The organism is Flavobacterium sp., assembly GCF_035299245.1.
GTDB lineage: Bacteria > Bacteroidota > Bacteroidia > Flavobacteriales > Flavobacteriaceae > Flavobacterium.
The window spans coordinates 126,220-142,108 of record NZ_DATGWY010000010.1 but is presented as its reverse complement, the minus strand read 5'-3'; the positions used below and the strand labels follow the sequence as shown (position 1 = coordinate 142,108).

7 protein-coding genes are annotated in these 15,889 nt (G+C 38.7%); all 7 read left to right on the top strand.

The genetic code is table 11. The features are described 5' to 3' along the window. Positions 1 to 7: 7 nt before the first annotated feature. The 7 genes from udk to VK161_RS07995 all read left to right on the top strand — a co-directional run bounded on the left by udk (position 8) and on the right by VK161_RS07995 (position 15,868). Positions 8 to 616 (top strand): uridine kinase, encoded by a 609-nt coding sequence (udk, locus tag VK161_RS08025; protein WP_324214255.1) that lies wholly within the window; start codon positions 8 to 10, stop codon positions 614 to 616. Positions 617 to 619: 3 nt separating this feature from the next. Continuing rightward, on the top strand, positions 620 to 976 hold the full coding sequence (locus tag VK161_RS08020) for an FtsB family cell division protein (protein WP_324214254.1): 357 nt from the start codon (positions 620 to 622) through the stop codon (positions 974 to 976). A 357-nt stretch (positions 977 to 1,333) separates the two neighbouring features. Continuing rightward, positions 1,334 to 2,701, top strand: coding sequence for a methylmalonyl-CoA mutase subunit beta (locus VK161_RS08015; RefSeq protein ID WP_324214253.1), 1,368 nt, complete (start codon positions 1,334 to 1,336; stop codon positions 2,699 to 2,701). A gap of 21 nt (positions 2,702 to 2,722) precedes the next feature. Beyond that, positions 2,723 to 5,746 carry an ELWxxDGT repeat protein gene (locus VK161_RS08010; protein WP_324214252.1) on the top strand — a complete coding sequence of 1,008 codons (3,024 nt, stop codon included), beginning with the start codon at positions 2,723 to 2,725 and terminating at the stop codon, positions 5,744 to 5,746. Positions 5,747 to 5,758: 12 nt separating this feature from the next. Continuing rightward, positions 5,759 to 7,882: a methylmalonyl-CoA mutase gene (gene scpA / locus VK161_RS08005; protein WP_324214251.1), complete on the top strand. Its 2,124-nt coding sequence runs from the start codon at positions 5,759 to 5,761 to the stop codon at positions 7,880 to 7,882. Positions 7,883 to 8,091: 209 nt separating this feature from the next. Beyond that, complete coding sequence (locus VK161_RS08000) at positions 8,092 to 15,018, top strand: GEVED domain-containing protein (protein ID WP_324214250.1); 6,927 nt, start codon at positions 8,092 to 8,094, stop codon at positions 15,016 to 15,018. 217 nt (positions 15,019 to 15,235) lie between these two features. Then, positions 15,236 to 15,868, top strand: a complete 633-nt coding sequence (locus VK161_RS07995; RefSeq protein ID WP_324214249.1) for a class I SAM-dependent methyltransferase — start codon at positions 15,236 to 15,238, stop codon at positions 15,866 to 15,868. Positions 15,869 to 15,889 lie beyond the last annotated feature (21 nt).

Here is a 15,889-nt window from a genome sequence, read left to right as displayed (position 1 = left end):
ACACACTATGCTCATTATTGGAATTGCCGGTGGAACAGGTTCAGGAAAAACAACCGTTGTGCACCAAATCATGAACGAATTACCCGAAACCGAAGTAGGAATCATTTCACAAGACTCTTATTACAAAGCCAATCCAGGTTTGTCCTACGATGAACGAAGCAAAATCAACTTCGATCATCCACGTGCCATCGACTTCGAACTACTCGTTCAACATCTGAAAGATTTAAAAAACGGCAAAGCCATTGACCAACCCGTGTATTCGTTTGTAACGCACAACCGAACCGACGATACCATTCACACGCATCCGCGAAAAGTAATGATTGTAGAAGGAATTTTAATCCTTGCCAATGCTGAACTTCGCGATATGTTTGACGTTAAAATCTACGTTCACGCTGACTCCGATGAACGCCTAATCCGACGCTTAAAACGCGATATTGCCGAACGCGGTCGCGACATGGAAGAAGTGTTGAATCGCTATCAAAACACGCTAAAACCGATGCACCAACAATTCATCGAACCGACCAAAGAATTTGCCGACATCATCATTCCAAACGACAAATACAATACCGTGGCCATCGATGTAGTACGCGCCGTAATCAACCAAAGAATTGCCTAAAAAATGACCAATCCGCTCAATAACTTTTTCACCCAATATCCGTTCCTCAAATTCTTGAGCAACCGATACGTTATTGTGCTGGTTTTTTTCATCATTTGGATGCTGTTCTTAGACAATACTTCCTACTTGCTTCATCAGGATTTGAATAAACAAATCGACGAACTCGAAGCCAATAAAAAATACTATCAAGACGAAATCAAAAAAGACAATCAAAACATAAAAAAATTACAAAACCTCGATCATGTTGAGCACTACGCCCGCGAAAAATACTATATGAAACGCGACAGCGAAGACATCTACATCATCGAATACGAAGAAGACGAATTGCGCAAAAAAGATTCAATTGCCGATTTACAGTAGCACTCGTTGTACGTTCTTTAGACCAATTGTCCCGCTATCCGCAGTATCTGCCATTGCGAGAAAAAAGTAATAATTTAGAAACTCTCGGTAACGCAATGTCAGGATACTTGCTTCTATCGGGGCTAGTTTAGAACTTGTAGTAGTTTGTAAGAGGCATGAATGAATAAAGAAGAAAGACCGCTGCGCTGCAAGAAGCAAGACACAATTTTCTTATTCTTTCAACGAAGCAATCTTTCAGCAAAGCGGTCTTTCAGCAAAGCGATCTCACAGCGAAGCAGTCTTGCAGCGAAGCGATCTTACAGCGAAGCGGTCTAACAGCAAAGCGATCTTTCTTCTAAAAACAAAAACCAAAACACCGTGGAAAACAACAACTTATTCCCAGAATTTGAACCCGTTTCTTCCAAACAATGGAAACAACAGATTCAGTACGAACTCAAAGGCGCCGACTACAACGAAACCCTAGTTTGGGAAAGTCCAGAAGGCATTAAAGTCAAACCTTTTTACCACAACGACGAAGACAAAGCTAACTTAGGTTCTAACGTATCTGAAACGGCTTTTAGCATCGTGCAAAACATCTTTGTACACGACGTCAAAAAATCAAACGAACGCGCTTTAGACACATTACAACGCGGCGCCGAAAGCATTCGTTTTACCATCGAAAATAAGGAGGTATCTATTGAAGAATTGATGAAAGACCTTCCTTTGGAAAGTACCACGTATTACTTCCATTTGCCGTTTCTTTCAATCGATTTCGTAAACCATCTGAATGATTTTAGCAACAAAAACAAGGCAAATTTCATCCTCCAAATCGATCCAATCGGACAATTGTGCAGCGACGGCAACTGGTTTGAAAATCTCGACTCCGATTTTGAAAAACTGAACTCTATTGCATCAAAATCAGTTTCATTTTTAAAAATATCCTCTGGTATCTACCAAAACGCTGGCGCCAATAAAGTACAAGAACTTGCTTACACTTTGGCGCATGTCAACGAATACTTTAATCGTATTTCAAGCATTAATTCGCCCATAACCATTGAAGTCGCAGTAGGAACCAATTACTTTTTTGAAATTGCCAAACTACGTGCTTTAAGATTATTATTCAACACTTTAGCCAAAGAATACAATCACAATTTTGACTGTCATATCATTGCTACACCTACCAAGCGCAACAAAACTCTTTACGATTACAACGTCAACATGCTCCGCACCACAACCGAATGCATGAGTGCCATTTTAGGTGGAGCTGATGCTATCGCCAATTTGCCTTACGATAGTTTGTACCACAAAGACAACGAATTTGGCGACCGAATTGCACGCAATCAATTGTTGGTTTTGAAACACGAGAGTTATTTTGATAAAGTCAATAATCCGGCCGACGGTGCTTATTACATCGAAAGCCTAACCGAACAATTAGCCGAAAAAGCGCTTTTATTGTTCAAAGACATTGAAGCCAACGGCGGATTCATCACGCAATTAATCGAAGGCAACATCCAACGTAAAATAAGCGAAAGCGCAGCCAAAGAACAAGAACTTTTTGATTCAGGTAAAGAAGTATTACTCGGAACCAACAAATACCCAAACAAAAACGACAAAATGAAACACGATTTGGAATTGTATCCTTTTGTAAAACAAAATCCGCGTAAAACCTTAATCACTCCTATCATCGAAAAACGATTGGCCGAAAAAGTAGAACAAGAACGAATAGCATCTGAAAAACTAGAATAAAAAATAGCAACAAACTTTATTATGAAAAAGATACCATTACTTATTGTAATCCTTTTGGGATTTATTTGCAATTCACAAACAATAGATGTAACAGAAATTGAGTTAAATTATGTAGGAGACAGTAGCCCTCAAAATATAACTAAGGGAAATACTAAAATTTATTTCTCTGCTGATAATGGAATTGATTATGAAGAATTGTGGGTTCATGACATGTTGACAAATAATACCTACATGGTAAAAAATATCTCTTCGGGTGGTGACGGAATTGACTACAATTCTATTTTTTTAACTGTAGGTGATATTTTATATTTTACAACAAGTCCTTCTTCATTAGGAATTGAATTGTGGAGAAGTGATGGAACAGAGAGTGGAACTTATTTAATAAAACATATAGGAAATTATGGAGGACCAAGCTTAATTAATAGCCTCACTTATTACAATGGAAACCTCTTTTTTGCTGCATATGATACTACTGTAGGACGTGAGTTGTGGGTAAGTGATGGAACTCCTAATGGTACAACTCTTTTTAAAGATATTTATAATGGTGTTATAGGAAGTAATCCTGGAAACTTTTTTATTTTTAACGGTAATTTATTCTTTACAGCAAACAACGGTACTAATGGAAATGAATTATGGATTAGTGATGGAACTGACAATGGTACGACTCTTTTTAAAGACATTTATCCTGGTGCTAACGGAGGTATCGCTCAAGGTGGTTTCATCAAAATGAACAATAGTTTTTATTTTTATGCCTCAGACAGTAATTCTACTGGATATGAACTATGGAAAAGTGACGGAACAAGCAATGGGACAGTACTTTTTAAGGACATTATTCCTGGCGCAAATAATTCAAATTACGGTCTTATTGGAGCTTCAACATCAAGTTATTTCATATTCGAAGTGATATCAACAAATGGAACTGAGTTATGGAAATGCGATGAAACAGTTGCTGGAACAACACTTTTGAAAGATATTTATAGTGGAGTTAATAGTGGAGTTTCGTCTACTACACAATTTGCCGTATATAATAATAAAATTTATTTTGATGCCAATACAGCAACTACTGGTGTAGAGTTATGGGGTACTGACGGAACAACAGTTGGGACCGAATTGGTAAAAGACATTCGTACAGGTACAACTGGCAGTTTTATAACAGAGCTAACTGCTACAAGTAACTATTTAGTTTTTTCAGCTAGAGGTGACGATCGTGATTATAATACTGTCTGGAAAAGTGATGGAACCACTAGTGGTACCTTTGAATTAAAAGATACAAATCTGACACTATATTCAAACACTAATTTTAGTTTTGTTGAATTTAACAACCTCGTCTTTTTCGCTGCTGGATATAACAGTGCCAATGGGATTGAGTTATGGTCAACCGATGGAACAACAGCCAATACAACTGTTTTTAAAGATATATACCATCGTTTTTCTGGTATGACTGATTTCTATGATGTTGCAGAATTAGGAAATAAACTAATTTTTACTGGAAATAATGGCAACGGCAATGAACCATTCATTACTGATGGGACAATTATTGGAACGCAACCTATAAAAGATATTAATCCAGGTAACAGTAGTCCTTTTTTTACTAGCGCTGGTTTTAGATCTGCATCATATACAAAAGCAGGAAACTATGTGTTTTTTAGGGCTATCACTCCAAATTTTGGAGCTGAAATATGGAAAACTGATGGTACAGAAGCCAACACTACTATGGTAAAGGACATAAAAGTTGGTCTTGGCAACAGTATTTCTGAATATCCGTTATTCATGGAATTTAATGGTATATTTTATTTTAAAGCTGATGATGGGGTTCATGGAGAGGAATTATGGCGTAGTGATGGAACAGAAACGGGAACATATATGTTAAAAGATATTAATCCCGGAAACGGTCATGCATTTGGTAATCAATCAAATATTTATTATAATGAGCCGAATACTTTAAATGAAAAGTGCTATGCCGTTTTAAATGGATATCTATATTTTGCAGCCAATGATGGTACTGATAGTTCGATATGGAGAACAGATGGGACACAAAATGGGACAACAAAAGTTATTAATATACCTGCTAGTGGAGTTTATGACAATGGAAGAGTAGTCATTAATGCAAGTAATGATAAAATCTTTTTTAAAACTAACACTAATAATTCATCTTATGGAAATAATAGTATATGGTCATCCGATGGGACACAAACTGGAACTACCCTTCTATATGAAACTAACATAACTGGTATTGTACAATTTAAAAAGAATTTAATCCATAATAATAATCTCTATTTTACTGCATATGGTAATAATGGAACAACTCTTGTAAAATCAGATGGAACGCTTAATGGTACAGTAGCTCTGATAGAAAATTTTACTGACTTCTATACATTTAACACATTGACTTCATGTGGAAATTATGTTTATTTTGGTGTTGGAGAACAAGGTTCATATACCTCTAAAGAGCTATGGAGAACAGATGGAACTACCCCAGGTACAGTGCAGTTAGGAGCGATACCTTTGGAGACACCTGAATTCTTCATTGATTGCGACACTTGTTACCAAGATAATTTAATATTTAAAAAAGACAGTCAAAATAATGAAATTTATTATGTCAATGGTAATTCAACAAATGCTGACAATTACCTGACAGCTGACATAGTAAACTCTGAAAATTTTGGTGAAATTGGATATTATATATATACTGATTTTTATGAATTTAATGGTAAATTACTATTTCCAGCAGCCAAGCAATATTCTGGTACTGAACTTTATTCTTCTGAATTTGACATGACACTAAACACTCCTGATTTTAGCAGTGAAACTATAAATAAAATCATAGTTTACCCTAATCCAGCAAAAAATAACTTTAGTGTTAAAGTTAATAATGATGAAGCAATCATCAGTTTAAAACTATTTGATTTATTTGGAAAAAAAATAGACCTTATACAAAAAAGCGATTCAAATTTTGACATATCTAATCTGAGCAGCGGTATTTACATCATAACTGTTGTTACCAATAAATCCAGTTATAATAGCAAATTAATTATCAAAAAATAAAACACTTAAAAAGTGAGAAAGAACATACAACACATAAAGTTAGAAGTTGGAAGTCGGAAGTTAGAAGTTTTGAATACAGAAACCTTTAAAACCGCTGAAGACATTCTGGTTAAAAACTCTTACTTCAAACAAGACATCGAAAACCTCGAACATCTTGGTTTTGGTGCTGGTTTTGCTCCTAATCTGCGCGGACCTTACGCAACCATGTACGTGCGTCGTCCGTGGACGATTCGTCAGTACGCCGGATTTTCAACTGCTGAAGAAAGTAATGCTTTCTATCGTAGAAATTTGGCTGCTGGACAAAAAGGACTTTCGGTAGCCTTCGATTTAGCGACACACCGCGGTTACGACTCCGATCACGAACGTGTTTTTGGAGATGTAGGAAAAGCAGGTGTTGCCATCGACTCGGTAGAAGATATGAAAATCCTTTTCGATCAAATTCCACTGGGTGAAATGTCGGTTTCCATGACCATGAACGGTGCCGTTTTGCCTATTATGGCGTTTTACATCGTCGCTGCTGAAGAACAAGGTGTAAGTATGGAACAACTTTCGGGAACCATTCAAAATGATATTCTAAAAGAATTCATGGTGCGTAATACGTACATTTATCCACCAACGCCTTCGATGAAAATCATTGCTGATATCTTCGAATTCACCAGCAAAAAAATGCCCAAATTCAACTCGATTTCCATTTCGGGTTACCACATGCAAGAAGCGGGAGCAACCGCCGATATTGAATTAGCCTACACTTTAGCCGACGGTTTAGAATACATCAGAACAGGTTTGGCAGCCGGAATGAAAATCGACGACTTCGCTCCTCGCCTTTCCTTTTTCTGGGCCATCGGAATGAACCATTTTATGGAAATTGCCAAAATGCGTGCCGGTAGAATGTTGTGGGCAAAATTGCTGAAACAATTCAATCCACAAGACGAAAAATCATTGGCATTACGCACGCATTGTCAAACCTCAGGTTGGAGTTTAACCGAGCAAGATCCTTTTAATAATGTGGCTAGAACGTGTATTGAAGCAGCAGCAGCAGCTTTTGGAGGAACGCAATCGTTACACACCAATGCCTTAGATGAAGCCATTGCATTACCAACCGATTTCTCGGCTCGAATTGCTCGAAATACACAAATTTTCCTTCAAGAAGAAACCAAAATTTGCAAAACGGTTGATCCTTGGGCAGGAAGTTATTATGTGGAAAGTTTAACCAATGAAATAGCTGAAAAAGCATGGGCTTTGATTGAGGAAGTAGAATCTTTAGGTGGAATGACGAAAGCCATCGAATCGGGAATTCCAAAATTACGCATTGAAGAAGCCGCAGCTCGCAAACAAGCACGTATCGACAGTGCACAGGATATTATTGTTGGTGTCAATAAATTCCGTTTGGAAAAAGAAGATCCATTACAAATTTTAGATGTAGACAACGATATGGTTCGTAAACAACAAATTGAACGGTTGAATCAAATCAAAGCTACTCGAGATAACGCTAAAGTAACCGAATGTTTGGCAAAATTGACCGATTGCGCGAAAAACCAAAACGAAAATTTACTATCTTTAGCCGTAGAAGCAGCCCGAAACCGAGCCACACTAGGAGAAATCAGTGATGCACTCGAAGCCGTTTTCGGACGCTATAAAGCACAAATTAGATCTTTCAGCGGCGTGTACAGTAAAGAAATTAAAAACGACGAAAGCTTTGAAAAAGCTAAACAATTGGCCGATGCCTTCGCTAAAAAAGAAGGACGTCGCCCACGCATTATGATTGCTAAAATGGGACAAGACGGTCACGATCGCGGTGCCAAAGTAGTTGCAACGGGTTATGCTGATGTTGGTTTTGACGTCGATATTGGTCCACTGTTCCAAACACCTCAAGAAGCCGCCAAACAAGCCGTAGAAAACGACGTTCATATTCTGGGCGTTTCTTCCTTGGCTGCCGGACACAAAACGCTGGTTCCACAAGTCATCGAAGAACTCCGAAAGTACGGTCGTGAAGACATAATGGTGATTGTTGGTGGCGTAATTCCTGCACAAGACTACCAATTTTTATTTGACTCAGGAGCGGTTGCCGTTTTCGGACCTGGAACTAAAATCAGCGATGCGGCGATAAGTATTTTGGAAGTACTATTGGAGGATTAATAGACAGTCACAGTCGCAGTTTACAGAAATAGAAAACAGAAAAACACTAACAGCTTTGTTAGTGTTTTTTTTATGTCAAATAAGTCACAAACCTACTTTCAAAACCTGTTTTTTTAACAAAAAACATTTCTTAAAAAAAACTAAAAAATCAAGTAGGGTTTTTATTTCATCAACTGTTTTAGGTATCTAACCAACCAAACCAGTTCTTCATGAATAGAACTTTACAACAACAGCTTCTGCCCCAAAAACTGAACCTATTGTTGATCTTTGCTGCATTGCTTTTCTCAGGAAAGACGATTGCGCAAGGAACTACGTGTGCCACTGCAACACCAATAACCATTAATGGAACTTGCATCACAACAGCCATTGTCAACGACGGAACACAAAATGCCCCCAACCTCAACGCATCTTGTGGAACAGTGAGTTTTAGGCATGAACGATGGTATACTTTTACCGTTACAGGTGGACCACTTAATGTAACCATCACAGCCGACTCTGTAGATAGGGATTTGTATTTGCAATTGATGTCATCTACAGCAGCATGTACCGGTTTGTCCCAAATTGCTTGTGCTGATGACGATACTGCAGCCAATTCCTCCCAAACTGAAATCATCGATATTACTTTAGCCAACGGAATCTATTACCTAAAAGTGTGTAATGTTGGCGGTGGCTCGAGTATGACCATTGATGAATTGTGTATCACAGCAGCTCTAAACCCTTGTAACTCTACTACTGCGCTTGCTAGTTGTGGTACAGCGCAAACAGCGACAATCACATCTGGAATCGGAATGTACGATACTCAAGTTTGTGGTATTTCGGCATTGGGTAACGAAAAAATCTACACTTACACTCCAACTGTAACGGGAAACTACTCTATTCAACAAAATAATTCATTAAGTAGTATCAGTTATCAATTCAAACCCGTTTCCAATGGATGCAATGGCAATAACTGGATTTGTGTTGGAAATTTAAATGGATTTGCAACAAGCAATTCATTCATACTTACTGCTGGAGTTGCTTACTACATTATGCTTGACACTGAAATCACAACAGGTGAAAGCGTCAATTTCAGTTTAAATTGCTCCACTCCGGTTCTTTTTAATGATGAATGCAGTAATGCAACTAATTTGAGTGTCAATTCATCTACCAATTGTGTTGTCACAGCAACAGGAACAACAGTTGGTGCAACAGAATCGTATCCAGGTTGTTCAGGAACTGCCGACGATGATGTGTGGTACAGTTTTACAGCATTGAGTACCAACCATATACTAACAGTCACACCCACTACTTTATCGGATGCCGTTTTTGAAGTTTTTGATGGTACTTGCGATGGCGGTTTATTCAGCATACTTTGTCAAGATGCTACTGTCGGAAATGGTATAGAAACTTCCTTCATCTCCGGATTAATTCTTGGAAACACGTATTTAGTTCGCGTTCACAGTTTGGCAAGTTCGTCTGGGCAAGGTAGCTTTAGCATTTGTGTCTCTTCACCACCCAATCCGTGTTTAAATCCAATTGAGATTGATGCCTGCGATACCACAATAAATTTAGTAGTTCCGCCGGGTTATGGTAGTTATACTAACTATGCCTGTGGTGATGAAACCAACGGAATTGAACAAATCTACGTATTCACACCACAAGACAATGGAGATTATTACATCCAACAAAACAGTGCTTTCGGCTCAGTCAATTATCAAATCAAACTGAAAGCCGATGGTTGTAACGACTTAGGTTGGAACTGCATCAGTACGTTAACAGGCACTTCTGTTAGTTCTTACATGGATTTAACTCAAGGAGAAGAATACTATATTTTAGTAGATCCACAAGATACAACTGGCGGAACCATTAATTTTACACTAAGTTGTAAAGTCAATGCGCCAGCAAATGATGAATGCGCTACAGCCATCAATATTCCTGTAAATCCGACATCGGTTTGTACTACAAGTGTTACTGGAACAACTATTGGTGCTGATGAATCGCTATTGGCTTGCTCAGGCACAGCCGATGATGATGTTTGGTTTACTTTTACCGCAACAAGCGATACTCATGCTATTTCAGTTACTCCAACTACTTTGGTGGATGCTGTATTTGAAGTATTTGATGGAACTTGTCTTACTTTAAATTCGCTTGGTTGTTTTGACAATACATCAGAGCAAATCGTCGAATCAGGAACCATAACGGGTTTGACTATTGGAAATGTATATTTAGTACGTGTTTACAGTAGTGGTTCGGATATTGGTTTTGGTGGATTTACGATATGTATTACTACGCCACCCAATCCGTGTGATTTTGTTTCACCAATTGTTTGCGGAACAACAACTAACACGACACTACCATCGGGATTAGGTAATTATACGTATTCATCTTGCGGCACCATTGCTAATGGTGTAGAACAAATCTATTCATTCACTCCAACTACAACAGCAAGCTACACTATTGAACAATTAAGTTCGTTTGGATTGATCAATTATCAAATTAAAGAAGCATCTTTAGGTTGTGATTCGACCAATTGGACTTGTATTTATAGTTTAAGTAATGCTCAAACGAGTCCGTATTTTGAATTAATTGCTGGAACCGAATACTACATAGTTTTAGATCCTGAGACAAATGCAGGTGGAGCAATCAGTTTTTCTATTACATGTGGTGTCATTCCACCTATCAACGACGAAGCCTGCAATGCCATTCCGCTTACCGTAAATAACAGTTGTGTTTATGATACCTATTCTAATACTAATGCGAGTAACTCATTAGAATTGACCACACCCAATTGTGGGAATTATGTTGATGACGATGTTTGGTTTTCGGTTGAAGTTCCACCAACCGGAATTGTCAACATTGACACTCAAATTGGAAATGTAACGAACAGTGGAATTGCAGTTTATTCTGGAACTTGTAGTATTTTAACACAAATTGCTTGTGATGATGACAGTAGTGCCAACGGATTAATGTCGGCCTTAACCATTTCCAATAGAACTCCGGGTGAAATCTTATACATCCGTGTGTGGGAAAATGGCGGCGGCAACAGTGGCGATTTCGGAATCTGTATCACCACTCCACCGTTTTGTTCCGTTCCGACTTCACAGGCAACCAATTTTGTAATCGGTAGCTCAACATCCAATACAGTGAGTGCTTCATTTACGGGAAGTGCTTCGGGGTACTTAATCTTACAATCACAATCAAATATTCCTCCATTGCATCCTGTAGACGGAATTACTTACAATTCGACCAACGTCAATACTTTGGGAGTGAATTATTTCTTCGTTCAAAACAGTCCAACTCCCAATTTCACCAATACTTCGCTTTCGGGAAACACACATTATTATTATTACATTTATGCTTACACCACAGGATCGGCTTGTGCTGGACCCGTTTATAGTCCGTTAGCACCATTGACAGGCGATACCATTACTTGTGTTACTGAACCAACTTCAGTCGTAGAAAACAATATCACTGCTTCAAGCTTTACACTTGATTGGTTTGCTCCAAGTGGTGGAAATGCATTACCAATTACATACACTATACAAGTGTCAACAGATGCTGGATTCACTACTAATATTCCGGGATCACCGTTTACAGTAACTAATCCAATTACGATTTTTACAGTAACTGGATTGTCCATCAATACGGTGTATTATTATCAAATAAAAGCCAGTACTGCAGTTTGTTCAAGTGCGCAAGTTACGGGTTCGGTGTTTACGGGCTATTGCTTATCTAATTCAACCAATTCAACTCGTTACATAACGAACTTCTCAACTACTGGCGGAATAACCAATATTTCAAATTTGGCTTCGGGTTATTCTCCAACTGGTTTAGGCGATTTCAGCGCGCAAGTGGTAACACAAGAATATTATGGAACCGTTAATTTTTCGGCTAACTTTTTCAACGGAACTTTTTCCTATGGTTTTAATATTTGGGTGGATTGGAACAACGATTTGGATTTTATTGATGCTGGTGAAAAAGTATATGCATCTGGCGCTTACGTAACATCGGCTTCGGGTAGTTTTACCATTCCGACTACTGCTTTAGTTGGTGCTCATAAAATGCGAATCAGGGCTGATATTTCTTCGCTTAATCCCAATCCGTGCGGCACTATAACGTTGGGTGAAACCGAAGATTACACACTAATAGTAAACGCACTTCCGTGTTCGCAAAATCCCACCAATGTAACCGCCACATTTACGAGTCAGACTACAGCAACTGTATCATGGACGGCTTCCAATCCAGTTCCTACTGATGGTTATCAATACTATTTTTCAACTTCTGCTGTTAATCCAACGTATTCAACATTACCAACGGGAACGATCCCTTCCACTATCAACTCGATTAATTTCGCCACATTAATTCCGAATCTAACCTATTACTTTTGGATTCGCTCCAATTGTGATGTCGCAACTGGACAAGGAATTTGGGTTGGTCCGATTAGTTTCTCTCAATTAAATTGCGCACCCGGAAACGGAACTGGAACATCAGCTTTGGGTTGCCCATCTGTAATTGCTGGCGGCTTGAGTTTGAATGGTGTGGATCCGAGTCCGATTGGTGGTTGTACTACAGCCACCAACTGTGTTGATTTAGAAGCCAATTACCTTCATCTTGGTCAAACTACAAGTTATACGGTACAATCGATTCCGTATGCGCCACCGTACCAATTTGGTTGTTTGCAACATCCACTTAGCATCAACACCGACGATGTTTGGTCGCCCATAGTGAACTTACCTTTTAATTTCTGTTTCTACGGAAACAATTACAACCAATGCTTAATCAGTTCTAATGGAGTCATTTCATTTGATATTGTCGGAAACGTTCCAAGCGGTTATTCTGCTTGGTCTTTTGCCAGTAACATTCCTAATCCAGGTCTATTTAAAAATTCGATTTTTGGAGTGTACCAAGACATTCATCCTGGCGTGGGTGGAACCATTGGTTGGGAATTAATCACTCTGAACACCGGTTGCAGAGCTTTGGTCGCTTCATGGAAAAACGTTCCTATGTATGCTTGTACTTCGCAATTGTATTCGGGTATGATGGTATTGTATGAAAACACCAATGTCATCGAAATCTACATTCAACAAAAAACATTGTGCAGTACTTGGAATGGCGGAAACGCAATTGTAGGACTACAAAACGCGACTGGAACACAAGCAACCATTGTTCCGGGAAGAAATGGTTTGGATCCTGATTGGGCAGTGAGTAATGAAGCGTGGCGATTTGTTCCATCGGGTGCATCATTAACATCTATAAAATGGCACGAAGGTTCGGGAACAACTGGCCCAATTATCGGAACAGCCGATGTCATCAATGTTTGCCCAGCCACAACCACAACTTACACTGCAGAAGTAATCTATAATTTGTGCAATGGAACTGTTTTAACCGAAACCGATGAAACTGTAGTAGTCGTAAATGGTAGTAAAATCTGGAACGGTTCTGTGGATACTGATTGGAACAAACCCAACAACTGGACACCGGCTATTTTACCTGATGCTACCGATTGTGTTGTGATTCCAGTAACAGCGAACGATCCAATCATTTCGGGTGTAGGTTACAATGCTTTTGCCGGAACCTTAACCATTCATAACAATGCTTCTTTGACTTTAACATCCAATAATAATCTTTCAGTTACCAACTTAATTACGGTTCAACCATCAGGTTATTTTGTGATTGAAAACAACGGCAGTCTCATTCAGATTGATAATGTTACGAATGTCGGAAACATTAATTATCAGCGCACCGCATCCATAAAAAGAAACGATTATGTGTATTGGTCGGCACCAGTTGGCAATTTTAACATCAACAATATTGCAGCACCAATTGTTCCAGGACCAACTTTTAAATGGAATACTACCATAGCCAACACCAATAACGGTCAAGGAAATTGGGAAACGGCATTGAGCGAAACCATGTTAGCTGGAAAAGGATACATCATGCGCGGTCCAGACACTTTCAGTTCGGTAGCCAGTGCACCTTTCAACGCCAATTTTATTGGCGTTCCGAATAACGGAATCATCACCCAAACTATCTCACGTGGAAACGACGAAAACCTGACTTTTCATGCAGGCTTGAACGGAACCGAAATCACCAATTTTAGTGACAATTTGAATTTGGTCGGAAATCCTTATCCGTCTTCGATAAGAGCGAGTCAATTTCTATTGAACAACAACACCAAAATAGAAGGAAACATTTACATCTGGACGCATCAAACACTTCCATCGGCAATTGCGAGTCCGTTTTACGGTTCCTTTGTCTACAATTACACCGCTTCTGATTATATCGTTTACAATTTTACGGGAACGAATTGTTGCCCAGCTGCGAGTTCGGATCTATTTATTGGTGCCGGACAAAGTTTCTTTGTTGAAATGAAAGACGGACCAACTGCCACTGATTTCATAGAATTTACCAATAATTTACGAAGTCCGACGTATGCCAACGATTTCTTTTTCCGATCAGCACACAATGCTGCAAATACTTTAGCTGACATTGAACGACACCGCTATTGGCTTGACATTGTAGATACTAACGGTCAGTCGAACCGAACTTTAATCGGTTATGTACAAGGCGCAACCAACAACAAAGATTCGTTTTTTGATTGTAGAATGGGCGTAAGCAGTCAAATGAGCATTTTCTCTGAAATTGAGCAACAAAAACTCAGCATCCAAGGAAGAAGTTTGCCTTTCTCTCTTTTTGATGAAGTACCAATTGGCGTAAACCTTCCGCAACCCGGAACGTACAGCATCAGTTTGGCGGCTATCGACGGACTTTTTACAACGCAAAACATTTACTTAAAAGATCAAAATCTCAACATCATACACGATTTAAAATCGATGCCGTACTCGTTTTTCAGTACTCCACAAACCATCAACGACCGCTTCAAAATTGTATATACTAATAGTGTTTTAGGCAGCATTGATCAGAGTTTTGACAACGAAGTTAAAGTCATCACCAACGAAAAAATTACAATTGAATCTTCTTCCATGCCGATAAAAGAAATTCAGGTTTATAATGTATTAGGCAGTAGGGTCGCCGAATACCACAACCTAAACTTGAATACGTTCACAATCAACAATCTAATTGCAACAAAATCGGGTTTATTTCTGAAGATTGTTCTTGCTAACGACGGAACAGTGATGAAGAGAATTGTATATTAATTACTTGTTTTTTGTGTTCGAAATCACCTGCATTTTTTTAATGTGGGTGATTTCTTTTTTGGAGCAAAAAGGCTTGGGCTTTCTTGTAATCCTTATTCCTGCTTTCCGCACCGCACGGCGGATTGCTCCAATCAGGGCTAGAAAGTAAATGCATTGAGAAGAAGCAAAATTGCTAAGACGTCTTCCTTAAAACAAAACCTTTCTCTATCTTTGAACTATGAAACGCAACACTCAAACACTCCAAAACTGGAACTTACTCGCGCAAGCCTATCAAGACAAATTCATGGAAATGGATTTGTACAACGCTACTTACGATGCATTTTGTGATGCAATTTTCAAAGACAGTGCTCGTATTTTGGAATTGGGTTGTGGTCCGGGAAACATTACGAAATACCTTCTCGAGCAAAAACCCAACTACTCCATTTTGGCTACAGATACGGCACCAAGCATGATTGAATTGGGAAAAATCAACGTTCCCAAAGCACAATTTCAATTGTTGGATGTACGTGATGTGCTGGAATTAAACTCCACTTTTGATGCCATTTTAGGCGGATTTGTGGTTCCGTATTTGAACACACAAGAAACTGAAAAATTCATTGCCGATAGTTTTCAAATACTCAATGATGACGGAATATTGTATTTCAGTTGCATCGAAAAAGAAAACTCGTATTCTGAAACCCAAACCAGTAGCGACGGTAAAGTTACCATGGAGGTAAATTACCACGAAGCTGCTCATTTATTAAAATCATTAGAAAAAAATCAGTTTCACTTGCTTTCCGTTTCCCGAATTGATTATCCAAAACCCAATGGTACGAGTGACATCCATTTGGTTATTATTGCACAGAAATAAAAATAGCCTTGAAACGAATTC